General features: G+C 59.6%; 24 protein-coding genes. 12 read left to right on the forward strand and 12 right to left on the reverse strand.

Annotated elements, in window-relative coordinates:
• Window positions 1-33 precede the first annotated feature (33 nt).
• On the reverse strand, window positions 34-711 hold the full coding sequence (locus tag BLW01_RS15815) for an HAD family hydrolase (protein ID WP_092571457.1): 678 nt from the start codon (window positions 709-711) through the stop codon (window positions 34-36).
• Between the two features lie 292 nt (window positions 712-1,003).
• Here BLW01_RS15815 and BLW01_RS15820 point away from each other — a divergent pair, with 292 nt between their 5' ends.
• The 8 genes from BLW01_RS15820 (at window position 1,004) to uxuA (ending at window position 9,681) form a co-directional block, all read left to right on the forward strand.
• Window positions 1,004-1,735, forward strand: a complete 732-nt coding sequence (locus tag BLW01_RS15820) for a GntR family transcriptional regulator (RefSeq protein WP_092571459.1) — start codon at window positions 1,004-1,006, stop codon at window positions 1,733-1,735.
• Window positions 1,732-2,943: a D-mannonate dehydratase ManD gene (gene manD, locus BLW01_RS15825; protein WP_092571461.1), complete on the forward strand. Its 1,212-nt coding sequence runs from the start codon at window positions 1,732-1,734 to the stop codon at window positions 2,941-2,943. Before BLW01_RS15820 ends, manD begins: the two co-directional genes overlap by 4 nt.
• A gap of 15 nt (window positions 2,944-2,958) precedes the next feature.
• The gene (locus BLW01_RS15830) at window positions 2,959-3,981 is read left to right on the forward strand and encodes a Zn-dependent oxidoreductase (RefSeq protein ID WP_092571463.1); all 1,023 of its coding nucleotides are present in this window, start codon (window positions 2,959-2,961) and stop codon (window positions 3,979-3,981) included.
• 68 nt (window positions 3,982-4,049) lie between these two features.
• Entirely contained in the window at window positions 4,050-5,018 is a 969-nt protein-coding gene (locus BLW01_RS15835; protein ID WP_092571464.1) for a TRAP transporter substrate-binding protein, read from the forward strand.
• An 83-nt stretch (window positions 5,019-5,101) separates the two neighbouring features.
• Window positions 5,102-5,716, forward strand: coding sequence for a TRAP transporter small permease (locus tag BLW01_RS15840; protein WP_092571466.1), 615 nt, complete (start codon window positions 5,102-5,104; stop codon window positions 5,714-5,716).
• Window positions 5,716-6,996, forward strand: a complete 1,281-nt coding sequence (locus BLW01_RS15845) for a TRAP transporter large permease (protein WP_092571468.1) — start codon at window positions 5,716-5,718, stop codon at window positions 6,994-6,996. The genes BLW01_RS15840 and BLW01_RS15845 overlap by 1 nt, the downstream gene beginning before the upstream one ends.
• A 4-nt stretch (window positions 6,997-7,000) precedes the next feature.
• The gene (locus tag BLW01_RS15850; RefSeq protein WP_092571470.1) at window positions 7,001-8,494 is read left to right on the forward strand and encodes a mannitol dehydrogenase family protein; all 1,494 of its coding nucleotides are present in this window, start codon (window positions 7,001-7,003) and stop codon (window positions 8,492-8,494) included.
• An 8-nt stretch (window positions 8,495-8,502) separates the two neighbouring features.
• Window positions 8,503-9,681: a mannonate dehydratase gene (gene uxuA / locus BLW01_RS15855; RefSeq protein WP_092571472.1), complete on the forward strand. Its 1,179-nt coding sequence runs from the start codon at window positions 8,503-8,505 to the stop codon at window positions 9,679-9,681.
• Here the strand turns inward: uxuA and BLW01_RS15860 are convergent.
• Window positions 9,671-10,909, reverse strand: coding sequence for an ROK family transcriptional regulator (locus tag BLW01_RS15860; protein WP_092571474.1), 1,239 nt, complete (start codon window positions 10,907-10,909; stop codon window positions 9,671-9,673). The two genes, uxuA and BLW01_RS15860, sit on opposite strands and share 11 nt — an antisense overlap.
• A 276-nt stretch (window positions 10,910-11,185) precedes the next feature.
• Between BLW01_RS15860 and xylB the strand changes: the two genes are divergently transcribed.
• From xylB to BLW01_RS15875, 3 genes are all read left to right on the forward strand, one after another.
• Entirely contained in the window at window positions 11,186-11,923 is a 738-nt protein-coding gene (gene xylB / locus BLW01_RS15865; protein WP_092571476.1) for a D-xylose 1-dehydrogenase, read from the forward strand.
• Window positions 11,924-11,993: 70 nt separating this feature from the next.
• On the forward strand, window positions 11,994-13,400 hold the full coding sequence (locus tag BLW01_RS15870; RefSeq protein ID WP_092571477.1) for a sugar porter family MFS transporter: 1,407 nt from the start codon (window positions 11,994-11,996) through the stop codon (window positions 13,398-13,400).
• A gap of 117 nt (window positions 13,401-13,517) precedes the next feature.
• Window positions 13,518-14,408, forward strand: coding sequence for an SMP-30/gluconolactonase/LRE family protein (locus BLW01_RS15875; RefSeq protein ID WP_092571479.1), 891 nt, complete (start codon window positions 13,518-13,520; stop codon window positions 14,406-14,408).
• Window positions 14,409-14,412: 4 nt separating this feature from the next.
• On the opposite strand, the gene BLW01_RS15880 is transcribed toward BLW01_RS15875, so the two are convergent.
• From BLW01_RS15880 to BLW01_RS15915, 8 genes are all read right to left on the reverse strand, one after another.
• On the reverse strand, window positions 14,413-15,090 hold the full coding sequence (locus BLW01_RS15880; RefSeq protein ID WP_092571481.1) for an HAD-IA family hydrolase: 678 nt from the start codon (window positions 15,088-15,090) through the stop codon (window positions 14,413-14,415).
• 70 nt (window positions 15,091-15,160) lie between these two features.
• Window positions 15,161-16,468, reverse strand: coding sequence for a TRAP transporter large permease (locus tag BLW01_RS15885; RefSeq protein WP_092571483.1), 1,308 nt, complete (start codon window positions 16,466-16,468; stop codon window positions 15,161-15,163).
• Entirely contained in the window at window positions 16,468-17,076 is a 609-nt protein-coding gene (locus BLW01_RS15890) for a TRAP transporter small permease (RefSeq protein WP_092571485.1), read from the reverse strand. Before BLW01_RS15890 ends, BLW01_RS15885 begins: the two co-directional genes overlap by 1 nt.
• Before the next feature lie 90 nt (window positions 17,077-17,166).
• On the reverse strand, window positions 17,167-18,180 hold the full coding sequence (locus BLW01_RS15895; RefSeq protein ID WP_229806530.1) for a TRAP transporter substrate-binding protein: 1,014 nt from the start codon (window positions 18,178-18,180) through the stop codon (window positions 17,167-17,169).
• Window positions 18,181-18,248: 68 nt separating this feature from the next.
• Window positions 18,249-19,343, reverse strand: a complete 1,095-nt coding sequence (locus BLW01_RS15900) for a LacI family DNA-binding transcriptional regulator (RefSeq protein ID WP_092571488.1) — start codon at window positions 19,341-19,343, stop codon at window positions 18,249-18,251.
• A 127-nt stretch (window positions 19,344-19,470) separates the two neighbouring features.
• On the reverse strand, window positions 19,471-20,448 hold the full coding sequence (locus BLW01_RS15905; RefSeq protein WP_092571490.1) for a 2-hydroxyacid dehydrogenase: 978 nt from the start codon (window positions 20,446-20,448) through the stop codon (window positions 19,471-19,473).
• A 12-nt stretch (window positions 20,449-20,460) separates the two neighbouring features.
• Window positions 20,461-21,456 carry a sugar kinase gene (locus tag BLW01_RS15910; protein ID WP_092571492.1) on the reverse strand — a complete coding sequence of 332 codons (996 nt, stop codon included), beginning with the start codon at window positions 21,454-21,456 and terminating at the stop codon, window positions 20,461-20,463.
• Between the two features lie 41 nt (window positions 21,457-21,497).
• Complete coding sequence (locus BLW01_RS15915; protein ID WP_092571494.1) at window positions 21,498-22,544, reverse strand: LacI family DNA-binding transcriptional regulator; 1,047 nt, start codon at window positions 22,542-22,544, stop codon at window positions 21,498-21,500.
• A 420-nt stretch (window positions 22,545-22,964) separates the two neighbouring features.
• Between BLW01_RS15915 and BLW01_RS15920 the strand changes: the two genes are divergently transcribed.
• Window positions 22,965-23,306, forward strand: coding sequence for a hypothetical protein (locus BLW01_RS15920; protein ID WP_229806532.1), 342 nt, complete (start codon window positions 22,965-22,967; stop codon window positions 23,304-23,306).
• Between the two features lie 110 nt (window positions 23,307-23,416).
• On the opposite strand, the gene BLW01_RS15925 is transcribed toward BLW01_RS15920, so the two are convergent.
• Window positions 23,417-25,150: a bifunctional protein-serine/threonine kinase/phosphatase gene (locus BLW01_RS15925; RefSeq protein ID WP_092571496.1), complete on the reverse strand. Its 1,734-nt coding sequence runs from the start codon at window positions 25,148-25,150 to the stop codon at window positions 23,417-23,419.
• 132 nt (window positions 25,151-25,282) lie between these two features.
• A complete protein-coding gene (locus tag BLW01_RS15930; RefSeq protein WP_092571498.1) occupies window positions 25,283-26,095 on the reverse strand; it encodes a formate/nitrite transporter family protein in 813 nt (270 codons plus the stop codon).
• Window positions 26,096-26,221 lie beyond the last annotated feature (126 nt).

Genomic DNA, 26,221 nt, shown 5'->3' on the forward strand with positions numbered 1-26,221 from the left:
GCGCATGATAGCGCGTCACGCCCGTTCACGATATCAGGTCGTCACCGCTTCAGTGCGCACCAGATGGGTGACGATGGTGGGGAGCTGATGCATGTTGCTGATCGGGATGGCGCCATCCGGTGTTTCTTCGGCATCCGGATAGCGGTTCAGGTGGATCACGATCATGCCGGCGGCCAGAGCGGCTTCCACGCCGACGATGGAGTCATCGATGGCAATGCACTCTTCGGGATCGAATCCCATCATTCGGGCGGCATACAGGAACAGGCAGGGGTCGGGTTTCCAGCAGTTGGCGGTATAACCGCTGAACAGCCGGTCGCCGAAGTAGTGGCTGAGACCGGTCGCCTCCAGGCCGTTGCGAATCTTCGTTTCCGGGCCATTCGAGACAACGGCGCGCGGATAGTCCGAAAGGCTGTCGAGTGCTTCGATGACGCCGGGCAAGGGCGTCAGCTCGGTCGCCATGCGCTGGGCGAGGTTGCTGCGCATTTCGCTTTCGGTATGTTGCAGACGGTCCGGGTCAATGCTGCCATGACGCTGCTGGAGTTCGTGAATGATGTTCTTGAAGCGGGCGCCACGGAACTCGGTGATGTAGTCGTTGGCCGTGAAGGGGAGGCCCAAGGTGTTGAGGCTGGCAGCCATTTCAGCGGCCAGTAGCGGTTCGCTATCGACCAGCGTGCCGTCACAATCGAACAGCAGACATCGTGGAGTGGTCATCAACAAGCCTCGTTGCACTGTCGTGGGCGCATGCCATTCTATCCTGCGTTGTCTTCCCTATATTGCTAGATATCGGCAGCCCTTGCCCATAATTAAAGACCAATTTTCACTTTTTTTGAACAGTGTTCCCTAACTTTTTCGCTCTCGAACGTCTCGACTCGGTCGGTGATTCTACCTGCGACCAAAGTGGTATATCCATGGCGTTGCGATTTGTTGCCATACTACCATACTAGTCATATCAGAAATCGAGGGAGGCAACCGTTGTTGCCTTTCGATGAGGTGAGGGGAAGCCATGAACTCTGCCTTGCAGGCCATGTGGCAGGACAGCGCTGATGATGGGTCGGTACGCCAACGGCTCTATCAGGTGCTTCGACAGTCAATCATTCGGATGGTGTTGGCTCCTGGTCAGGCACTGTCGGAGAAAGAGCTGGCCGATACACTCGCGATCAGCCGTCAGCCGGTAAGGGAGGCATTCATTCGCCTTTCGGAAGCCGGCCTGGTGGAAGTGCGTCCGCAACGCGGCACGTACGTGATTCGCATCTCCCGGCAAGCCGTGCTGGAAGCCCGTTTCGTCCGTGAAGCGCTTGAAGTGGCGGTTGCCCGCGAGGCGGCGGTCGAAGGCATGAAGCCACGTGCGCTGGATGAGTTGCATGAGTTGATCGAGCGTCAGCGTCGCTGTGTCGATCCCGAAGACTACGACCGCTTCTTCCTGCTCGATGAGGCATTTCATCGGACGCTGGCGCTGGGCGTCGATCAACAGGTGGCCTGGAAGGTCACTGAAGAGGTCAAGGCACAGCTTGATCGGGTGCGTTATCTCAGTGTTCCCGACAGTACGCCGATTCGTAAGCTGATCGACCAGCACGCTGCCGTCGTCGAGGCGGTCGACCGTCGTGATGGCGATGCCGCCGAAGCCGCCATGCGTGTGCATCAGCGCGAAATTCTGCAGTCATTGCCGGAGTTGGTACAGCGCTTTCCCGCCATGTTCGACGTATCGGCCCAACCGGAACGAGGAGCGGTGTCATGAGGATCGAGCAGGCCTACGTCATCGTCACGGCGCCAGGCCGCAATTTCGTCACGCTCAAGATCGTGACCGACGAAGGGGTTTACGGGATCGGCGATGCCACGCTCAACGGTCGAGAGCAGGCCGTTGTCGCTTATCTCGAGGAGCATGTGGTGCCCACGCTGATCGGACGTGACCCCCAGCGTATCGAGGACATTTGGCATTATCTCTACCGTGGCGCCTATTGGCGTCGAGGGCCGGTGACCATGAGCGCCATTGCCGCCGTGGATATGGCGTTGTGGGATATCAAGGCCAAGGCTGCCGGTATGCCGCTGTATCAACTGCTGGGTGGCAAGAGCCGGGAACGGGTGATGGTCTATGGCCATGCCACGGGGCGTGACATCGACGCCTGCCTGGAGGAAGTCGCCCGACATGTCGACGAGGGCTATCGTGCGGTGCGTGTGCAGGCGGGCGTGCCGGGTATCGCCAGCATTTATGGAGTCGCCAAGCGTGCGGGGGAGCGCTATGAACCCGCCGACTCGGATGTGCCGGCGGAGCATGTGTGGAGTACCGCCAAGTATTTGAATCATGTCCCCAAGCTGTTCGCCGCCGTGCGCGAGCGGTTTGGCGACGACCTGCATGTACTGCATGACGTTCATCACCGCCTGACACCGATCGAGGCGGCGCGTCTGGGGAAAGAGGTCGAGCCTTACCACCTGTTCTGGCTGGAGGACTGTGTTCCCGCCGAGAATCAGGAAGGCTTCCGCCTGATTCGTCAGCATACCACCACGCCGCTGGCTGTCGGCGAGGTATTCAATAGCCTGTATGACGCCAAGGAGTTGATCGAGAACCAGTGGATCGACTACATCCGCGCCTCGCTCACTCACACCGGCGGGATCACCCACATGCGCCGCTTGGCCGATCTGGCCGGTCTCTATCATGTGCGCACCGGTTTTCACGGTCCGACCGACCTGTCTCCCGTCTGTCTGGGGGCGGCGATCCATTTCGATACCTGGGTGCCCAATTTCGGCGTGCAGGAGTATATGCCCCACGACCGCCTCACCGATGAGGTTTTCCCCCATGACTATCGCTTCGAGGACGGCCACTTCCTGGTCGGTGAGTCTCCGGGGCACGGCGTCGATATCGATGAGTCGCTCGCGGCTCGCTATCCCTATCAACGTGCCAGCCTGCCGGTCAATCGTCTGGAAGACGGCACGCTCTGGCACTGGTAACGAGGTGATTTTTCCATGAAAGCGTTTCAGGTTACCGCCCCTTACGATTACGCCATCACCGATGTCGATCGCCCCGTTGCGGCGCCTGGTGAAGTGCTGGTTCGGGTCGCCTATGCGGGTATCTGCGGATCGGACATGCACATCATCCATGGCGACAATGCCTTCGTCCGATTCCCGCGGATCACCGGCCATGAGTTTGCCGGTGTCATCGATGCCGTGGGTGAGGGCGTCGATGGCATTGCCGTAGGCGATCGAGTCTGTGTCGATCCGGTGGTGAACTGCGGGCACTGCTACCCCTGCCGGGTAGGGCGTCCCAATGTCTGTACCGATATGGAAGTGGTCGGGGTGCATCGCAATGGCGGTTTCGAGGAGGTCGTCAACATTCCGGCGGCCAATGCTCATCGCTTGCCGGAGCACCTGGGTCTCGATGCGGCCGCGTTGGTGGAGCCCTACACGATTGCCGCCAATGTGCTGGATCGCATGCAGCCAGTGTCCGGTGACCGCCTGCTGATCTTCGGTGCCGGTGTGATCGGTTTGACCATTCTGCAAATGGCTCAGGCGCTGGGGATCGAGGATATCACCGTGACGGATGTGCTCGAGGCGCGTCTGGCCACAGCCCGGGAACTGGGGGCGACGCGTACGTTCAACGGCCAGCAGCAGGATGTCGAAGCGGAAGTCGAGACGCTGACCCAGGGGGAGGGCATGCCGTTGATCGCGGATGCGGCCTGCGTTCCTGCCCTGTTGCCGCAAATGCTGCGTATCGCTTCGGCGGCCGGCCGAATCGGGTTGCTCGGTTTCAACCCGACACCCAGCGATCTGGTCCAGCTGGAAGTGATCAAGAAAGAGCTGACACTGGTCGGCTCGCGTTTGAACAACCGCAAGTTTCCGGAGGTGATCGAACTCATGGCCACGGGCCGCCTGGATACGCAGGGGCTGGTGAGCCACCGCATTGCCTTGGCGGACATGCCGGAGGCGATCGAGATGCTCGATCATCAGCCCGAGAAGGCTCGCAAGGTACTGATCGATATCGGTGCCTGACGGGCGACATTCACTGCAACCACGCACGAACGTCAACAACACAAATCACCAGTGCTAGGAGAAACGCCATGATTAAACCGATGATAACCAGTGCTGTTCTCGGGACCGCCCTGTTCGGTGCCCAGGCGGCTATGGCTGCTGACTACACCCTGCAATTCGGCCATCTCGCCAACGAAGACAACATATGGCACCAGGCAGCGGAACGCTTCAAGTCAGAAGTCGAGGAGAACTCGGATGGCCAGATCGAAGTCAAGTTGTATCCCAATGAGCAACTCGGCGACGAAATGGATGTCATTGACAGCATCCAACTCGGCAATGCCGATATGACGATTACCGGTGAAAGCCTGCAGAACTGGGCGCCGAAGGCGGCCATGATGGCCGTGCCGTACGCGTTCCGGGATTCCGAGCATCTACATGAAGCGGTGGAAGGCGAGGTCGGTGAGGAGATCGAAGCACAGATCACCGAACAGGCCAACCTGGTGCCGATCGCCTGGTTCGAGCGGGGGACGCGCCATCTGACCTCCAATCGCGAGATTACCCATCCTGACGATCTCGATGGCCTCAAGCTGCGTGTGCCCAATGTGCCGTTGTTCGTCGATACCTGGGAAGGGCTGGGTGCTCGCCCGACGCCGATGGCATTCAGTGAGGTCTTCACCGCACTCCAGCAAGGCACTATCGATGCTCAGGAAAACCCATTGAGCCTGATCGAGAGCGCAAGCTTCTATGAGGTTCAGGACTATGTGAACCAGACTGGGCACGTACGTAGCTGGATCTATGTCGTGATCGGCAAGAAGCAGCTCGATGAGATGCCTGAAGACCTGCAGGAGGTGGTTCTCGAGGCGGGTCAGGAGATGCAGGAATACGAAGCCGAGCTGTTCGAAGAGGATCAGCAGCGTCTCGAGGAAGACCTGAAAGAACGTGGCATGGAATTCGTCGAGGTCGATCAGGAGGCCTTCGCCGACAAAGCACGCCCTGTCGTTGAAGAGTCACTGAATGATGAGCAGATCGAGCTGTTCGAAGCGATTCAGGAGCTTTGATGCCGCTGGCAGGTGGGTGGCTACGGCTGCCCACCTGCCTTTGTAGTGGCCCTTGAAAGGGCCGTGCGTCACGAGGAGTGTTTATGGACTCTCGCCGAGGCCAGGAGCAGAACGTGGAGGGAGCAGGTGTCGAGACGCCCGACCGACAGGTGATCGACGAGCTGGATGTGTTGTCGTCGGTGCCCAAGTTGGGGGGTACCTTCGGGCGTGTCATCGGATGGTTCGACACCCTGTTCGCTTGGCTGGCGACACTGGCGCTGGTCGGTATCGCCGGCACCGTCATATTACAGATCGTCGGGCGTTTGGCATTGCCGTTCGCCATTTCCTGGACGGAAGAGCTATCGCGCTATCTATTTATCTACATGGTCGCGTTGGCGGCCGGACTGGTGATCCGCCATCAACGCAATGTCAGTGTCGAATTGTTCCATCATTGGCTGGGGCCGCGGGGTCGAGCCGGGTATCAGGTGCTGATTTGCCTGCTGGTCGGTAGCTTTGCAGCGATCTCCATACCTTATGCCTGGGTCTATGCCGAAAACGGTGCCTGGCAGACCTCCCCGACACTGCGGGTTCCCATGATCTACGTATTCTTCTCCACCGTTGTGCTGTTCTCCGTGGTGGTGTTCTACAGCGTCATTGGCTTTATCGAAGGTGTCGTTGCGATGCGTCACCCCTCCGTTACTGATAGGGAGACGTCCTGATGGAAATGCTCCTGCTGTTCGGCGTCTTCCTGGTCCTGCTGCTGGCAGGCATTCCCATTGCCTTCTCGCTCGGTATTGCCTCGATGAGCTTTCTGCTGCTCGAGGGCATGTCGCTGACGGTGGTGCCCCAGCGGATGTACTCGGGGATCGACACGTTCGTGTTGCTATGCATCCCCGGCTTCATTCTGGCCGGCAACCTGATGAATGTGGGTAACATTACCGAGCATATCGTACGGTTTTCCAATGCCGTCGTCGGTCATATTCGAGGTGGACTGGGGCTGGCCAACGTTGGCGGGTCGATGATCTTCGGTGGCATATCCGGTACCGCCGTGGCCGATGCGGCCAGTATCGGCTCGGTGATGATTCCGGGGATGTCGAAAGCCGGCTATGACAAGCCTTTCTCGGCCGCAGTGACCGCGGCGTCGTCGACCATCGGGCCGATCATTCCTCCCAGTGTACCGATGATCATCGCCGGCTCGCTGACGGGCGTGTCGGTCGGCCGCATGTTCCTGGCCGGAGCCATCCCCGGGCTGTTATTGGGCCTGGCGATGATGGTGACGGTCTATCTGCTGGCGGTGCGACGCGGCTATCCCAAGGAGCAGAAACCGACACTTCGTCATCTGCTGCGTGAGGGGCGCACCGCCTTCTGGGCACTGATGATGACGGCGATCATTCTGTACGGCATTATCGGCGGCTTTTTCACGCCCACCGAAGCGTCGATCGTGGCCAGTCTCTATGCGCTGGTCGTGGGCATGTATGTCTACAAGGGGTTGAGCTGGCGCAAGCTGCCGTCGATCCTGCTCGATACCGTACTGACGTCATCCGCTCTGCTGTTGCTGGTCGGCTTGGCCAACCTGTTCGGCTGGATCATGACCACCCAGCAGGTGCCGCAGATGCTGGCGGATCTCATTCTGACGGTCAGTGACAATCCGATCGTGGTCATCCTGATCCTCAACCTGATCCTGTTGTTCGTCGGCACTTTCATGGAAACGATTGCCGCCTTGATCATCCTGTTCCCCGCCCTGATGGGGGTGGCGACCGGTGTCGGCATGGATCCAGTACATTTTGCGGTGATGGCCGTACTCAATCTGATGATTGGATTGACCACGCCACCGGTGGGCGTGTGTCTTTTCGTGGTCTCCGGCATCGGCAACCTGCCCATGCTCAAGGTCGCCCACGCCATCGTACCGTTTCTGATCTGCAACCTGGCGGTGTTGCTACTGGTGTCTTATGTGCCAGCCTTTTCCTTGTGGCTGCCGAACCTGATTCTGGGAGAGTGACGACATGGCAAGCGACAACGAGCCCGGCGTTCATGTGAGCTATCACGAGGCGGCCGGGCCGTCCGGTGATATCGGTATCGTGCACTTGGGTTTGGGGGCGTTTCATCGGGCCCATCAGACGGTCTACCTCGAGCGTTATCGTCAACGCACCGGTGACGGCGAATGGGGCATCTGTAGCGCCAACCTGAGGGGCAATGTCGGGTTGGTCGACCGTCTCAGGACCGCCGGCTATCGTTATCATGTGGCTGAATATGCCGACAGCGAGAACGTGACGCTCCGAGAAATCGGCGTCATCGAGGACACGCTGTTCACCGGCCGCGACGCGTCGGGTGAATGGGGTCGGGATCTGAATTCGCTATTGACGCGGATGAGTGATGCGAATGTGCGCATCGTGACGCTGACGGTGACGGAAAAGGGCTATTTCCTGAGCCCGGCCGAGGGGCGCTTGCTGGATGATGATCCGCTGATCGCGGCCGATATCGTGTCTCCTGAACAGCCGCGTACGGCACCGGGCATACTGGTCGCCGCGCTGGCCCGCCGGCGTGCCGCCGGCCTGGCCCCGTTCACCGTCCTGAGTTGCGACAACATGCCCGACAATGGTCGGCGTACTCGTGCTGCGGTCGTTCAACTGGCGGCCATGCACGATGCCGACCTGGCCGAGTGGATCGACCGTTACGTGGCATTTCCCGGCAGCATGGTCGACCGTATCGTACCGGCCATGACGGACGCCGATGCCGAGCGCCTCGAGCGCTTGGGAATCGAGGACCCCAACGCCGTGGTCGGGGAGGCATTCGCTCAATGGGTCATCGAGGACGACTTTCCGCAGGGGCGTCCGGCGTGGGAAGCCGACGGCGTGGAGATGGTCGATGAGGTGGCGCCCTTCGAAACCATGAAGTTGCGGATGCTCAATGGGAGCCATTCGCTGCTGGCCTATCTGGGGGCGCTCGACGGTATCGAGACGGTATTCGATGCCGTCAATCGCGACGCCTTGGTCGCGCTGCTGCGCCAGTACATGATGAACGAGGCCGCACCGACCCTACAGATGCCGGCGGGGACGGATCTGGCCGCCTATACGGACTCGTTGCTCGAACGCTTTGCCAATGACAGCCTGCGTCATCGTCTGCAACAGATCGCCATGGATGGTTCCCAGAAATTGCCCCAACGCTGGCTGCATGGTGCACTAGCTCGCCTCGAGGCGGGTGCCGACGTGCCTTGTACGACACTGGGTGTCGCTGCCTGGATCCGCTATACGGCAGGTCGTAACCTGAATGGCAAGGTGCATGAGGTGGACGATCCCTTGGCGGTCACCTTTGCCAGTCTGCATGAGACGCACGGCGACGATACCGAGTCGCTGGTCGCCGCATTTCTGGCCGTGGAGGCCGTGTTTCCTCCCCGACTGGCACGCTGGCCCGGCTTCGCCGACTCGGTCGCCGCTGCCTATCGCACTTTGACGATATCGGGGCTGAACAACGCCCTGCAACGCATCCCGTCAGCCTAGGAGACATCATGGAGCATACCTGGCGTTGGTTCGGACCCCGTGATTCCATCTCGCTCGATGAGATTCGCCAGACCGGTGCCACCGGGATCGTGACGGCGTTACACGAGATTCCCAATGGCGACGTCTGGCCGGTCGAGGCGATTGCCGAGCGCAAGCACATGATCGAAGCCAGCGGATTGAGCTGGTCCGTGGTCGAAAGCGTGCCGGTGCACGAAGATATCAAGAAGCGCCAGGGCGATTACGCCACCCGTATCGCCCACTATCAGCAGACGCTACGAAACCTGGCCGCCTGTGGTATCGATACCGTCTGCTATAACTTCATGCCGGTGCTCGACTGGACCCGGACCGACCTGGCCTGGCATCTGCCTGAAGGCGGGCAGGCGTTGCGCTTCGACCATCTCGCCTATGCGGCCTTCGATCTCTTCCTGCTCAAGCGTCCGGGGGCTGAACGAGAGTACGACGACACCGAAAAGGAAGCCGCGCGGCGTTATCTGGATGGACTCGATGAGTTGGCTCGCCAGCGGCTGGTCAATACGATCATTGCCGGACTGCCCGGCGCCGAGGAGCACTATACGCTGGCGCGATTCGCCGAGGTGTTGGCCGGCTATGAGGCGATCGGTGCCGAGCGACTGCGTGAGCATCTGCGCCTCTTTCTGGAAGCTATCGTGCCCGTGGCCGAAGAACAGGGCATTCGGCTGGCCATTCATCCCGATGACCCTCCCCGGCCACTCTTCGGCTTGCCTCGCGTCGTGTCATCGGCGTCCGATGCGCAGTGGCTGCTCGATGCCGTGCCCAGTCCGGCCAATGGCCTGACGTTCTGTACCGGTTCCTATGGAGTCATCGAGTCGAACGACCTGATCGAGATGGCTTACCGCTTCGGTCCTCATATCCATTTCGCGCACTTGCGCTCGACCCAGCGTGAGTCGCCGGAGTCGCGCTCCTTCCATGAAGCGGGGCACTTGTCCGGCGATGTCGATATGGTCGGCGTGATTCAAGCGCTGGTGGCCGAAGAGCGACGGCGCGAGCGGGAGGGCGGAGCACGCCTGCCGTTACGCCCTGATCATGGTCACCATATTCTCGACGATCAGCACCGCGATACCGCGCCCGGGTACCCGCTCTACGGTCGCCTGAAAGGGTTGGCTGAACTGCGGGGCGTGGAGTTGGCGGTGCGAGCGCTTACGAACTGACCTCCGCGGCGGATGGCGAGAGCTTGGTGCCGAAGGCATCCGGATCATGAATTGCATGGGCCAGTACCTGCGCGGCGGCACCGCGAGCGGCGACGAAGGTGCTGTCGTCAATGATGCGCAGTGGAATGCGTTGCGATATGCCCAGAAGACGATTCTGGCTGGCATCGAAGTAGTCGAGGGCCGGCTCCAGGAATGCCGGCCCGAGCCGTGTCAATGAGCCGCCCAGCACGATTTCCGAGGGATTCTGGGTGTGGTGAAGGTTGAGCAGCAGAGTACCGAGCGCCTGCCCCGCTCGCTTGAGCGTGTGTTGTACATCATCATCCTGTAGACGGGGCTGGAGAGCCTCGTAAAGATCGTCTTCTTCGGCAATGCCCAGGGCCGCCCGGAGTGTCCAGCCGCTGACAAGGGTTTCGGCACAACCGCGGTTGCCGCAATGGCAATAGAGCCCGCCGGGCTGCAGGATGGTATGACCGATTTCTCCGGCAAGTCCTTGTAACCCCCGGGTGACGACGGGCCAGGGGTTGCCTTCGACCAGACCGCTGCCGATGCCTGTCCCTGCACTGACATAGAGCAGTGAGTCGGGAATCTCGCCGGTCCGGAAGTAGAGTTCTCCGAAGGCGGCAGCCTTGGCCTCGTTGTCCATCAGCCAGATACCTTCCAGTGTCGGCAAGTGCTGACGAAGCAGGTCAAGGAAGGGGACGTCCCGCCAGCCGAGGTTGGGGGCCAGACGCAGCACGGTTTGCCCCGGGGCGATCGGGCCCGGGACCGCCACACCTAATCCCAGGCAGTGACGTTCGGCGACATCGGGTCCTGCCAACAGTCTCTGCAGGCACTCGGCCAAGTGTTGTGCGGTGACCTCCGGTGTGGTGGGAGGCAGGTGCTCATGATGTTGATCCAGTATGTGGCCGTTCAGTGAGCAGGCCACCATTCGCAAGCCGTGAACGCCGACTTCGGCCCCGATAAGCGCATAGTAGCCGTCATTGAGGTAGAGCGCGCGTCCCGGGCGGCCACCGCTGCTTTTCTTGAGCTCGCCTTCTTCCAGCCATCCCCTTTCGAGCAACGACTGAACACCGGTCCCGACAGTGGCCTTGGTGAGTCGGGCTTCCGTCGCGATATCGGCACGCGTCATGCCGGGGGTACGGCGAACCATTTCCAGAATGGCGCTGCGGTTGAGTCGTTTGAGGAACCGAAGATCCCCTGCGTTGTGCTGTTTGGCGGAATTTGGCATCGAAGTGTGCGTCGTCCTGCATGTTGGCGGATATCGAGACGGTATGAAAATTATGACACCCCCAGTGCCCGGAATCGACCTGGGAGGGGGCCGCTTGCCAAGTGCATTTCATTATTTCAATGAACTAATGATGACGTGACGTTATCCCTTCTTTCTGTTGATGATTTGTCCATGGAAAGCCAATGAATCGGATGATACCTAAGTTTAATGGTCAGTGCCGGGATCATGCTTGATACTCGACTTAGTAAAAATACTGTACTAAGTGGAGGTGGTGCTATGGGCTCGGCGATTTACCCGAGTTTGGCGGGCAAGCGAGTGGTGATCACTGGAGGCGGTTCGGGGATTGGCGCTGGCCTGGTGGAGGCGTTCGTCAATCAGGAGGCGGACGTTCATTTCATCGATATCCTCAAGGACGATGCCCAGGCGTTGGTCGATCGCCTGGACGGCAAGCCGACGTTCCATGAGTGCGACCTGACCGACCTCGATGCCCTGGCCGCGGTATTCCGACAACTCGCCCCCGTCGATGTACTGGTCAACAACGCGGCCAATGATGATCGTCATGCCTTGATGGACATTACCCCCGACTACTGGGACAACCGCATTGCCGTGAATCTGCGCCATGTGTTGTTCGCGACGCAGGCGGTCGCTCCGGGGATGAAATCTCGGGGGGGTGGCGCCGTCATCAATTTCGGTTCCATCAGTTGGCATCTTGGTCTGGAAAATCTCGCGTTGTACGAAACCTCCAAGGCCGGCATCGAGGGGATGACCCGGGCACTGGCGCGTGAACTGGGTGAAGACAACATCCGGGTCAACTGTGTCGTGCCCGGCAATGTCAAGACTCCTCGTCAATCGAAGTGGTACAGCCCTGAGGGTGAGGCGGAGATCGTCGAAGCCCAGGCCCTCAAGACCCGTATCCAACCTCACCATGTCGCCAGCATGGTGCTGTTCCTGGCATCCGACGATGGGGCTGTCTGTACCGGTCACAACTACTGGGTCGATGCCGGGTGGGGATAGTCCTGTCGGCATCATAATCATTCATTGACCAATAAGAACGGATAACAATGCCAATAATGGAGAGTGGAGCATGCACGAAGGTGCCAAATTAAAGCAGTCGACTTATGTCTTTATCATTTGCTGTATAGCCGCGATCGGCGGTTTCCTGTTCGGTTTCGACAGTGGTGTGATCAACGGCACGGTGGATGGCCTTCAGGAGTCGTTCGACTCCGATAGTGTCGGTACCGGCTTCAACGTCGCGTCCATGCTGCTGGGGTGTGCGGTCGGCGCATTCTTCGCCGGTCGGCTGGCAGATCGATACGGACGCCGTACCTTGCTGATCGTGGCAGCGGTGTTTTTCCTGGTGAGCGCCTGGGGCTCGGGTATCTCCAGTGACTCACTGGAGTTCGTCATTTATCGCATTCTGGGCGGCATGGCCGTGGGTGCTGCCAGCGTCATGGCACCGGCCTATATCAGTGAAGCGGCGCCGGCGGCGTACCGCGGGAGGCTGGCAACCATTCAGCAGGTGGCGATCATTTCCGGACTGTTCGTGGCCTTTCTCAGTAACTATGTGCTGGCGAATGTTGCAGGGTCATCGCAGACCGTGTTGTGGCTGGGTGCGGCTGCCTGGCGCTGGATGTTCTGGGTGGAGATCCTGCCCGCTGCCGTTTTCCTGGTGGCTCTACTGTTCATTCCGGAGAGTCCACGTTTCCTCATCAGCCGTGGCAAGGAAGATCGGGCGCGACGTGTGCTTGATACGCTGCTTCCCGCAGAGGAGGCGATGACCAAGCTGAACGAGATCAAGACCTCGCTGGCGCGGGATCACCAGCCCAGCCTGCGCGATGTCGTCGACAAAGCAACCGGCAAGGTACATGGCATCGTCTGGGTCGGGATCGGTCTGGCCGTGTTCCAGCAACTGGTGGGGATCAATGTCGTCTTCTACTACGGGGCGGTATTGTGGCAGGCCGTCGGCTTTACCGAGGGCGATGCGCTCCTGATCAATGTGGTCAGTGGTGCGGTCAGTATCGGTGCCTGTCTGATCGCCATCACGTTGATCGATAGGATCGGCCGCAAGCCGCTGTTGTGGGCCGGTTCGGTCGGCATGGCCCTGACGCTGCTGATCATGGCCCTGGCTTTCTCGACGGCCAGCATGGTTGATGGCAAACCGCAGCTGCCGAGTGGCATGGGTGTGACGGCGCTATTGGCCGCCAATGCGTACGTACTCTGCTTCAACATGTCCTGGGGACCGGTGATGTGGGTCATGCTGGGCGAGATGTTCCCGAACCAGTTGCGCGGCTCGGGTCTGGCGATTGCGGGATTGTTCCAGTGGCTCTCTAACTTCGGCATTACCATGACGTTCCCGATCCTGCTGGCGTCGATCGGGTTGGCCGGTGCCTATGGTTTGTATGCGGTGTGTGCCGTGCTGTCCATTCTCTTCGTCATCAGGTTCGTCAGGGAAACCAACGGCAAGGAGTTGGAAGAGATGGCGTATGAGTAAAGGCCGCGCCGGCGTCGGGTGTCGTACCCGGCGCTGGTTCGAGACAGGGCGCTTGCGCCATAATCGACAAGCCCGATGTGCGAAACCGGGAGAAGGCAATCGAGCGGGAGAAGGACAATGGCGGAGAGTGGCTTTGACGTAGCGGTCAATTTGCAGATGAGCCTGGGCGAGAGCCCCGTCTGGTCGGTAGAGCGACAGACGTTATATTGGGTGGATATCAACCGTGGCCGAATTTATGCCTGGCAGCCGGCCAGTGACACGCTACCGGCGGGGATCGATTTCGATGCGAAGATCGGTTGCATTGCGCTGTGTGAAGACGGATTGCTGGCTGCTCTGTCACCGGGCATCGAACGGTTGACGTTCCCGCTCGGGAGTCGACGTGAGCCGGTCGTCGAGAACCCTGAATGGCACGACGGGGAGGGCAATCGCTTCAATGACGGCCGCTGTGATCCTGCCGGGCGCTTATGGGTCGGCACACTGGCCGTGGATGAGTCCAAGCCCTCCGCCACGCTCTATTGTCTCGAAGACGGCCGGTTGGTTCCGTGTCGGTCCGATGTCACGATCGCCAATGGACTCGCATTCAGTCCGGATCGCCGCTGGTTATATCACACCGATTCACCGACACGGCGCATCATGCGGTACGCCTTCGATGCATCCACGGGTGGCATGGGAGAGCCGGAACCGTGGGTGGACCTGGATGCGCATGACTTGCCGGGTGTTCCTGATGGCGCGGCCGTAGATAGCGAGGGCAACTACTGGTGTGCCCTGTACGGTGGCGCCCAGGTGGCCAAGTTTGCCGAGGACGGACGGTGGCTGCAGAGTTACTCGCTGCCATGCCCGGATCCCACCATGGTGGCTTTTGGCGGGAGTGACCTGAAAACGCTGTATGTGACCACCGCTACTCAACACCTTGATGAGGCGGGGCTGGCCCGTTATCCGCTGGCAGGCAGCTTGTTTTCGATGCGTGTCACCAGCCCGGGACTGCCGGAGCCCATTGTGGCCCTGTGAGGCGTCAAGCCAGTGCAGGCGTTTGGCGTACGAGTTGTTCGATAACTGCGGGTAACTCGCTGGCATGGTTGATGGCGATGGCGCCATCGGGGGTGGTTTCCTCATCTGGAAAACGGTTGAGGTGGATCACGTGCATGCCGGCTTCTAGCCCCGCAGCCACGCCCACGGCGGCATCATCGACGACGACGCATCGCTCGGGCGGATAGCCCATGGCTTCCGCGGCGATGTGGAATAACCTCGGGTCGGGCTTCCAGACCTCGAGGGCATAGGCACTGAACAGCCGTTCGCCGAAGTGTGAGGCCAGTCCAGTGCTTTCCATGGCACAGCGGATCTTCCGATCGGGTCCGTTGGAGACGACGGCTCGGGGGTAGGCGCTCAAGGCGTTCAGCGCCGCCGGCATGCCTTCGATTGCCCGGAGTTCGGCCCGCATGCGGGTTTCCATCCGGCTGCGCATCGCCTCTTCCAGGTCGAGGCACTGTGTCTCACCAATCTCGCCATGCCGCTGTTCCAATGTCCGCACGATATCCAGGAAGCGTACCCCGCGGAAGTCATGCATATACTCTGCGGCCGTGAAGGGTAGCCCGTAATCGGGTAGCACGTCCGCCATGACTTGAGCGAGCAGGATTTCACTATCGACCAGGGTGCCGTCGGAATCGAACAGCAGGCATAGGGATGCCGTCATGAGGACCTCGTGATTGGGTGGCTGTAATCGCGCCGGTCCAGCATAGCAGGAACCGGCGCCGAGGTAGAGGTCAGACGAAATCCGGCACCAGGGTGCGGGGAATCGCCAGGATCAAGGAGGGATAGAGGATCAGCAGCAGAATCACGCCGATCATCACAGCGAGGTAGAGCATGGTGGTCGCCATGGCCTTGAGCAACGGGATACCACCGATTTTTGCAGAAATCATCAGGCAGAGTCCGTAAGGCGGCGTGATCAGGCCCAATCCCAGGGCCATGACCCCGATGACGCCAAACTGTACCGGATGAATTCCCGCCTGCATGGCCAATGGCTGGAAGATCGGTGCCATGATTGCCATGGCCGGCAGAGAATCCATGAAGGTGCCGATGATCAGCATCACGACTGTCATGATCAGCAAGAGCACCACTGGATCGGTGATATTGACGCCAGCCATCAGTTTCGGCGGTATCTGGTAGAAGCTGATCAGGTATCCGAATATCGCCGCACCCACCAAGCTGAATAATGACAGTGAGCAGAGCCTGACGGTGGCGGTGGAAGCATTCAGCACATCACCGAACTCGAGCTCCCGGTAGACGAGAAAACCGAGTACCAGCGCATAGAGCACGGCGATCATGGCTGCTTCAGTGGGGGTGACGATCCCGAGAGTGATACCGCCGATGATGACGACCGGAATGCCTGCCGCGAGCAGGCCGTCCTTGCCGGAATGCATCAGTTCGCCGAACGTCGCCCGTTTGCGTACGGGAACCTGATATCGGCGAACATAGGCCAGGTTCAAGAGCAGTTGGGCCACACCGATCATGATCCCGGGCAGGATGCCGCCAAGAAACAGTCCGGCGATGGAGGTATTGGTGAGTGCACCCCAGACGATCATGTTGATCGATGGCGGGATGATAATGCCCATCACGGAGGAGGCGGCGGTGACGGCAACGGCGAAATTGGTGGGATAGCCCTCACGCTTCATGGCTGGAATCAGCACCGTACCCACCCCCGCGCTGTCGGCGGTCGAGGAACCCGACACACCAGCAAACAGCATGCTGACCATGACATTGACGTGGGCGAGAGCTCCCTTGAAATGGCCGACCAGCAACATGCACAGGGTGATCAGGCGGTCGGTGATGCGTGCCGCATTCATCAGGTTGCCCGCCAGCAGAAACAGCGGCACGGCCAGCAGCACGAAGGAGTCCATGCCGTTGTACATGCGCTGGAACAGGACCCAGAAGGTGAGCCTGGGATCGAGAACGATCATGCTGAAGGCGGTAAGGATCAGTGCCATGGCGATGGGAACGCCGACAATGATCAGAACACCGAGAAGGCCGAATAGCAGCCAGGGCAACAAAAACATCCAGTCCGATGGCATCATCAGTGACGATCCCTCTGAGTTGATGTCGGATTGTTGTCGAGCGTGTCGATCGGCGAATGATCGGATTCCTCGACGTCGAGCGACTCGATGTCATTCGGCGTGTTGAGGGCCTTTTCCATCTCGTCCAGGCCGTGCAAGGCGGAGTGCAGCAAACGCTGGAGACTGAACAGGATCATGAAGAGGCCGCTGACAGCGAAGGCCGAATAGACGAACACCATCGATAGCCCGGAAGCGGTCGCATTGCGGCGCAGGCCGGAAACGGCGAATTCCTGGCCGTAACCGACGAAGATTACACCGATCGCCAGGCAAGCGAGATCGCGAATGACCCGGGTTGCCAAGTCAGCACGCGACCCGCGGGGAAACGCTTCCAGTACAAAGTGATCGGCATGTAGCACACCGACCGCCGCACCGAGCATGACCATCCATTGGAAGGCGAAGCGGCTGAATTCTTCGGTCCAGTAGAGTGGTGGCATGAATGGCAGGTTACGGCTGATGACCTGGTAGATGATCAGCAAGGTGAAGCCGAACACCAGTGCCAGCAGGATCACATGGAGGAGGCGTTCCAGTGTCCGGTTAAGATGGGCCAGGCCATGGAGCAGTCGGTTCATGGCGGATACCTGTCAGTAATGAAACATTGGCGTATCAAAACGTCATGTCATCATGTCCCGGCTCGTTCCGAACCGGGACATGCGCCGGTTTCACTCGGCGTTGATGATCATCTCGTGCAGCTCGGTGAGGTCCATCTCTTCGATGACTTCCTGCAGTGGCTCTTCGACGAGCTCCTGCATGCGCTCACGGTCCAATTCATGCAGGGTAGCGCCCTCTTCGACCAGCAGGTCCAGAGCTTCTGCATCCTGCTCCAACTGAACGTCGCGCGCATAGCTGGCGGACTCCTGAGCGGCATCGGTGACCATCTCGCGCTGCTCATCGGTCAGGCGCTCCCAGGTCGCTTCCGACAGCGTGAGTAGTCGCACGGTAATGTCATGTTCGGAGAGACCAATGTGTGGCGCCACTTCGTGGAAGCGCATCCGATGGATCCATTCGGCTTCGTTGAGCAGACCGTCAATAGCCCCCACCTGCAAGCCGGTATAGATCTCCTCCCACTCCATGACCGTCGGGTCGGCGCCCAGGGCTTCCCAGGCCGTGATCAGTGGTTTTGTGGGGTTGGTACGGAGCTTCATGCCTTCCAGGTCGTCAAGGCTTTCCAATGGCTCGGTACTGACGATCTGGCGTTTACCGCCCCCGTAGAACGCGAGAATGCGTACGTCCGTCTCATCGCTGATGCGGTCGGCGATCTCGCGACCCACCTCACCGTCGAGCACCGTTTGCCAATGATCTTCGTCCCGATACAGGAAAGGAATCGAGAAGACGTTGGCTGTGGGCGAGAAGTCAGTGATCAGTCCGGGATTGATGATCGAGACATCCAGGGCACCGGCCATTTGCTGCTCGAACATTTCCGTTTCGTGGCCTAACACGGAATTGCCGAGGATCTCGACGCTGATTTCGCCATCGCTTTTTTCGTCGAGCAGTTCCTGGAATTTCTGGGCGCCCAGATGATAGGCCGTATCCTCTGTGCCACCATGGCCGAAACGCAGCTCGAGCGCCTGGGCATTAACGGTGGCACCCAGGGTACCGACCAATACGGCACTGGCGATTACTCCCCGAGAGAGGCGGCGGATTGTTGTTGGATCGATCCATTGTTGAGTCATCATGACCCCCCTTGTTGTTGTCACTGCCGAGTCCCGCATGGGACGTCGGCGCTGGTGAGTGACGAGCGACGCTAGGCCGGAGTGTATTGTTGTCGGTCAGGCGTCGGAGTTTCCGGGAACGCTGCTTGCCGCGGTTGGGCTCCGCAGGATTGGCGCACCCGCAGTCGGGGCGATAGTACGACTTGCTCCCGCGCCCCGTCGGGATTGGCGATGCGCCGCAGCGCCAAGCGAGCAGCTTCCTCGCCGATGGCATAAGGATGTGTGGCGACACTGGTCAGCGCCGGGTCACCCAGTTCGGCCTCTTCCACATCGTCGGTACCGATGACGGCGCAATCCACGCCTGGCTCCAGTCCCAGGCGTTTCAAACCCAGAATCGCGCCGAAGGCCACCAGGTCGTTGTGGCAAACAACAGCACTGGGAGGTGGCGTTTCCGACATCAACCGTTGTATCAGGTCGAAACCGTCACGCCGGGTCACGGTCGCTCGCAGTAAACGCTGATAGGTGAGTCCATGACGGGAGAGAGATTCCCGGTATCCGTGCCAGCGTTCGCGGGTGGCTGAATGTTCCGCGTGGCCGCCTAGAAAGGCGATACGCTCATGGCCCAGGGCCACCAGATGGTTCATGGCCTGGCAGACGCCGAGGTGGAAATCGGTACCGGCATAATCGAAAGGCGGGTGTCCCACATGGCGCAGCACCTGGATGCAGGGCATACGCCAGTCAGCGAGCGTGTCGATAAGCCCAGGATCGGTCGCCTCGGCCGGACACAGCAGAATGCCGTCGACACGATGCTCGCGCATGCGTTCCAGGAAACGCCGCTGGCGTTCGCAGGAGTCTTCGCTGTTGGCGAGAAAGGAAACATAGCCTTCGCGATTCAGCGCCGCATCGATCCCCGCGACCATGGCGCCGAAGAACGGGTTGGCAATGTCATAGACTACGACGCCCAGTGTGGAGGTCCGACTGCTGCGCAAGGCGGCCGCGCCACGATTGTAGACGTATCCCAGCGCCTTGATCGATTGACGCACTTTGTCACGTGTATGCTCGGCGACCAGTGGGCTTTCGCGCAGCACCAACGACACCGTGGATCGCGAGACGCCGGCATGAGCGGCAATGTCCTGAAGCGTCACACTGCTGTTGTCGCGCTGGGATGAGGTGTCGTCGTGTGCCATGTCGGTTCCATCTCGGGTCGGCGTCGTATTGTTTTTTGGATTGATCCAAATCTAGAAGAACACACCGCCGATACCAACTCGTCTTTAGTCTAAACGGGGGCGTCAGCCCCCGAGGATGGAAGAACGATCACTCCTTCCAGACGCCTTCGTTGACAAGGCTGATGGGACGTTCGCCTTTCAAGGCCAGGAGGATATTGTCGACGGCACGTTGTGCCATGGCGGTACGGGTTTCGTGAGTCGCCGATCCGATGTGAGGCAGGGCAACCACATTCGACATATGCGGGAGAGGAGAGTCGTTCGGCAAGGGTTCCTGTTCGAAGACATCCAGTCCGGCGGCATGGATGCTGCTGTCTTGCAGGGCCGCGATCAGGGCGGCTTCGTCGACGACCTTGCCGCGGGCAATGTTGATGAAGATGCCTGAGGATTTCATCAGGGCGAACTCGCGTTCGCCGATCAAGTGTTCGGTCTCGGCCGTCAGTGGCACGGTGACACAGACGAAGTCCGACTCTTGTAACAGTGTTTCCATGTCGCGGTGTTCCGCACCGAGTTCTGCATCCAGGGCGGGTTTCGGCGAGGCGTTGGAGTACAGTACTTTCATGCCGAAGCCGAGGGCGCCGCGACGTGCGATGGCAGCCCCGATACGGCCCATGCCGACCATACCCAATGTCTTGCCATGGATATCACTGCCGAATTGTGCCTCGCCGATGCTCTCGCGCCACTCTCCCTGTTTGATGAATTCCGCCAGCTCCACGGCGCGGCGGGCGGTCGCCATGATCAGCAGGAACCCGGTGTCGGCAGTGGTTTCCGTCAGTACGTCCGGGGTGTTGCACAGCAGGATGCCACGGCGTGTCAGTTCATCCACCGGATAGTTGTCATAACCCACCGAGATACTGGCAATCGCTTCCAGGTGAGGGGCGTCATCAAGCATTTCCGGTGTGATCTTCAGACCGGCACCGACCAAGCCGTGGGCCTGACTGAGTGCCTGGCGAAAATCGGGATCATCGGCACTGTCGAGACGTTCGAAGTAGTCGACATGGCATTCACGGCGCAACTGGTCGAGTTGTGCCTCTTTGAGCCGGCGAAAGGCAACGATGCGTTTGGTCATGCAGTCTCTCCTTCAGTCGAGAGCGGGGAGTTCCGCTTCCAATCGGGTAAGGTGGTGGCGGTCCGGCAGGCCTTCCATATCGCCGACCACCTGGATGGCTTGGGCACCGATCAAATTGCCACGGCGCACGGCGGCATGCGGTGACAATCCGTCGAGGAGCGCACTGATGACGCCTACGGCAAAGCCATCGCCGGCGCCTACCGTATCGACGACATCCGTGACCGGAAACCCGGGAACCGTGAATTCACTCTCCCGGCCGTTCAGCTTACCACGGTAGTAACTGCCTTCCGGCCCGAGTTTGATGATGACGGCCTGGGCGCCTTGGGAGAGATAAAAATCGGCGATCTCTTCCGCTGAGGTCAGCCCGGTCAGGCGTTGGCCTTCGGCGAGGCCGGGAAGCACCCAGTCGGCCTTGGCCGCCATCGCATTCAGGGTGTCACACATGTCGCGTTCACTGTCCCATAGGCTCGGTCTCAGGTTGGGGTCGAACGAAATGCTGGCACCGGCTTCTCTGGCCCGTTCCAGCATGTGCCAGGACAGCTGACGGCAGCTCGCGGAGACGGCCGGCGGGATGCCTGTGGCATGCAGGTGTCTGGCGGCCGTGAATTCGATAGATGTGGCATCGTCGGGCGAAAGGTGACTGGCTGCGCTGCCGCGACGGAAGTATTCGACCCGAGGGTCGACACCGCCTGAGGCGCGCTCCTTGAATACCAGTCCCGTGGGATGCTCGCTGTCGTTGATGAGATGGCGACAGTCGAGTCCTTCGCCCTCGAGCGTTTTCCGAAGGTACTGGCCGAAGCTGTCGTCGCCGACACGACTCACCCAGCCGACATGGAAGCCTAGTCTGGCGAGACCGATGGCGACATTGGTATCGGCACCGGCGATGCGTCGCTGAAAGGTCTCGATGTCGGTCATGTCTCCTGGTCGGTCGGCGATGAACAGGGTCATGGCCTCACCGAAAGAGAGGAGCTCAGGGGCCGTGCTTGAATCATGTGGGAACGTGGCCATTGTGTTGACTCATGTTGACGTATTGAAGAGAAGTGATCGTGTCATCGCTCGTGACGTTGCGTGGAACCACGGGCATTGAGGCGGCCATGATAGAGAATATGCCGTGACGGTAGGGTGCCGTCTTTGTCCTCGCGGCGTTGCAGTAGCGTATCGATGGCAGCCCGACCGATGAGGTCCGTCGGTTGGGCAAGGGTTGTGATGCCCGGTCCCACCAGTTCCGCCCAGGGCAGCTCATCGATTCCCATCAAGCCAACGTTTCCCAGTTCGACCCCATGGCGAACGAGCGTGCGGGCCACGGCCAGGGTGATATTGCCGTTGCCGCACAATATCGCCTTTGGGCTGTCTGAGTGGGTGGCATCGGCCAGGAAGTCGTCGATGGCGTTATCGAGTCGCTGCGTTTCATCGATGAGATCCAATGTCACGGTCGTACCGCTCAACTGGTGTGTCTCGAGCTGTTGGTGAAAACGTTCCAGTCTCGTCTGTCGCGAACTGGCTTGGCTGGGAGGTTCGCTGACATAGAGCAGATGGCGATAGCCTTGAGTTTGCAAGTGGTTGAGCGCGGCATCGATGGCCTGGCGGTTATCCAGGGCCACGACATCGGCATCGTAGTCGCTCAGAGTGCGATCCAGTAGTACCAGAGGCGTTCCCCGGTCGGCCAGGGCGGACAATTCCCGGCTGGGATGGCCGGCGGCATTGATGATCAGACCTTCCACCCGGTATGACGTCAATAACGCCAGATGTTCTCGCTCCTGTGCGGGATCGTTGTCGGTATTGCAGACGACGAGGGATAACCCGTGCTCCCGACAGGCTTGTTCGGCGCCATGCATGACGTCGATCGAGAATGGATTGCGAATGTCGGCCATCACCATGCCGATCAGCCGTGAATGTCCTCCCTTCAGACCCCGCGCCATCTGATTGGGTCGGTATCCAAGTCGTTCGGCGGACGCCTGAATACGTTGCTGCATGCCGACCGACAGCCGCTCACGCTCGCCGCCGAAGTAACGGGAGACGCTGGTCTTGGAGACGCCGGCATCTGCGGCGACCTGGCGTATCGTGGCTTGAGGCGGTATTGAGGCGTCGACCGTCATGACATCGTTGTATGATCAATGGGACCGTTCCCATTATAGCCGTGTCGTGATCGACAGTCCTATTCGACGTGCGTCGTATTACCGGCTGGCTATCGCAAGGCGGAGGGCGGCGCAATGACATGACACGGGGGCGATGTGTCTCATTGACGACTCGGTGAGACGGGGCAGGTGTGACCCATGTGTCAAATGTCACCACTCTCGATAGGGAAAAACGCACTGTCTTTTGATCTTGGTTATTTTTTTAACATCCTGATTTTAAAATAGTTTATTTGTTTTTTTGGCAGAGTTGGCACGCCGGGTGCTTTGGGTAGGGTGCATTCACAAGCAGGCGACTTCATTAGCTAACTTTTCGTGATGGCACAGTCGCTTTGACGCTTCGAGTTCTCGGAGCTCAACCAACGCAAGTGGAGGTATCACACTATGATGTCCAAGGAATTCCTCAAGAAGGTAGGCGTCCTCGGTGTCTCTTTCGGTATGCTGGCAAGTCCGCTCGCCATGGCTGGCGGTGACGACGAGTACGATCCGGAAGCGACTCAGGAAGAATCTTCCATGGAGAACGATACTTCCGCGGACTCCAGTACTGAGTTCGAGAACGAGGAGCAGGAGTCTGAAACTTCCGAATGGGAAGAGGAAGACGAGGAGCAAGAGTCTGAAACTTCTGAGTGGGAAGAGGAAGACGAAGAAGAGGAGTGGGAGACTGAAGACGAGGATGAAGAGGAAGAGTGGGAAGAAGAAGGTGATGACGACGACTCCGAGTGGTAAGTTGATCTCTCTCTGATGCACTTCCTCATTCTCGGCTCTCCCATCGAGCCTCGCCGCCCCCTCAACCTCTCCGGGGGGGCGGCTTTTTTGGCACCTCGACGAACGTTTCGTCAGTACTGTTGCAAAAGCAGGATCGCCAATATCACCACGACGATAGCCAGCAACAACGACAGGCCTTTCCAGAAACCTTGCGGGTGACGGTCAATCAGGGGTATACCGCCTTCGTTCAGGAATTCCTGTCTGGGATGGCGAAGGTCGTACAGGAACTCCGAGATGGCTTCATAACGCCGGTGGGGACTGGGGTGAAGCGCCTTCTTGAGAACGCCATCGATCCAGGCGGGGCAATCATGATGATACTGGGTGACCGAGCCGTAATGCAGTTTGTGCTGTGCGTGCCGGGTGCGGGTCTGGGCCACTCGAGTACCATAGGGAAGCCTGCCGGAGAGCATCTGGTAAGCAATGACGCCGAGCGAGAAGATATCCGATTGCACAGAGCCGCTATCGCCGATGAAATACTCCGGCGCGGAGTACTGGGCGGTACCGAGGCGTCCGCTGTTGTCATGCTCGACCCGGCTTTCGGCAATGCCGGCAACCCGAGCAGCGCCGAAGTCGATCAGTTTGATCGTGCCGGTATGATCGATGAGCACATTATCCGGTCGCAGATCCTGATGGATCATCTCCTGACGATGGAAGGCCTGTAATCCCTTGCCGATCTGCTCGATGATGGATCTTGCTTCTTCCAGCGTCGGCTGAGGATGGTCGCGCATCCATTGAGTCAATGTCTTCCCTTCGATGAATTCCGTGACGGCATACAGGTAGCGTCGCTGACGTGTCGGCTGACAGGGGCTGACGACATAGGGGCTGTTGATGCGTCGCGCGATCCACTCTTCCGTCAGGAAACGCTCCAGTAACACCGGATCCTGTTGCAGGTCGCTGGCCGGCGTCTTGAGGGCGACGCTCTCCTGGGTCTCGATATCCTTCGCCAGAAACACATGGCTGCGACTGCTGACATGAATCCGACGCATGATTTCGTAGCCATCGAACGTCATGCGCGGCTCGAGCTCGGGAGGGAACGGGAGACCGCCGAGCCATTGTTGCGTCTCTTCGGCATTCCGGACCGGCAGACTGTCGACCCGGATGATCTGGGCCGTGAGATTATCGGTACTGCCCTGATCGAAGGCTTCCTGTGCGATGATTCGGGCGCCTTCGTCCAGATCGTCCCGATGGTCTTCGATGGCATTCGCCATGAAGCGGGCATTGGCATACTCATGAATGCCGTCGGTCACGAACAGGAACGTGTCGCCCCCCTCGAGTGGCAGTGCCTGATAGTCGATCTCGAGTTGTTCGTCGATACCCAGTGCGTTGCTGAGATGACTACTATGTCGTGATACCCAGACACGATGGTCATCGGTCAACTGTTCCAGCGCACCATTGACGAGACGGTAAATGCGCGCATCGCCGACATGGAATAGGTGGGCAGTGGTGGACTTGATGACAGCGGCACTCAAAGTACAGACATAGCCTCTATCCATGTCGTCACGGTACCGACTCTGTCGGGTCTTGGCGTATAACCAGGAATTGGTGGCCATCAGGACGCGCTGTGCGGATTTCTTGACCGACCAGGCCTCGGAAGTGCAGTAATAGTCGTCCAGGAAGCTTCTCACCGCCGTTTCACTGGCAATCTGACTGACATCGCTGCTGCTGATGCCATCGGCCAGGGCAATAGCGATGCCTTTCGAACTCAACTGGGGTTCCTGGGGGATATAGGCGCCGTAGAAATCCTGGTTGATGGGCTTGCAGCCTTTGTTCGAGTACTGGCCGATCGAGACGGAAAGCGGTGCCATGAATGCCTCGTGCATCCGGATAGCCGGTGAGAGCGTGGATGTGACTGTTCCCGCTCCTCCGTGAGATTACAACAGCCAAAGGCGCCGGAAATGCTTTCCGGCGCCTGTCAGTGATTGCGACGCGTGAATGTCTCAGGTCAATTGGCGTTTGGGCTGAGTCCGCACATGCGTAGAGTAGAGAGTCAGTCCGGTGAGCGCGAGTCCGCCGATGAGATTGCCGACTACGGTCGGGATCTCGTTCCAGAAGATGTAGTCACCGATGGAGAACTCACCACCCAGCATCAGCCCCAGCGGGAACAGGAACATGTTCACCACGGAATGCTCGAAGCCGAGGAAGAAGAACACCATGATCGGCATCCACATCGCAATGACCTTGCCGGGAACCGTGGTCGAGATCAGCGCACCGACAACACCCAGTGAGACCATCCAGTTGCATAGTGCTCCGCGGATGAACAGCGTGAGCCATCCACCGAAACCGTGCTCCTTGTAGCCGACCGTGCGGGATTCGCCGGTGGTGGCAACGGCCTGGCCGACCTCGCTGACGTCCACATTGAAACCCATGGTGAAATTGACCGCCATGATGATCGCGACAGTCATGGCGCCGAGGAAGTTGCCCAGGCCGACCTTGCCCCAGTTCGCCAGTATTCTGGGAATGGTGACGCCGGGTCGCTTGTCCAGCCACGCCAGCGGTGTGAGAACGAACACGCCGGTGAGAAGGTCGAAACCCATCAGGTAAAGTATCGAGAAGCCGACCGGGAACAAGGCGGCACCCAGGATGGCACTGCCGGTCTGTACGGTGATGGTCACGGCGAACACGACGGCCAGAGCGAGAATCGCCCCTGCCATGTAGCCACGGATGATGACGTCACGGGTCCCCATGAAAATCTTGGATTCACCGGCGTCGACCATCTTGGTGACGAATTCGGACGGCTGAAGGTATGACATGGTCACTCCTTACCACACTGCTTGATTCACCCGGGGCTCTCGGCGTGGTCCAGAGAGCCCGGAGATGCGACGGGATGCCGTGCCGGAGATGGCGGCACGCTCAAGCCTAGGTAAGCAGGTTGCGTG

The sequence above is a fragment of the Aidingimonas halophila genome (genome assembly GCF_900106955.1).
Lineage (GTDB): Bacteria > Pseudomonadota > Gammaproteobacteria > Pseudomonadales > Halomonadaceae > Aidingimonas > Aidingimonas halophila.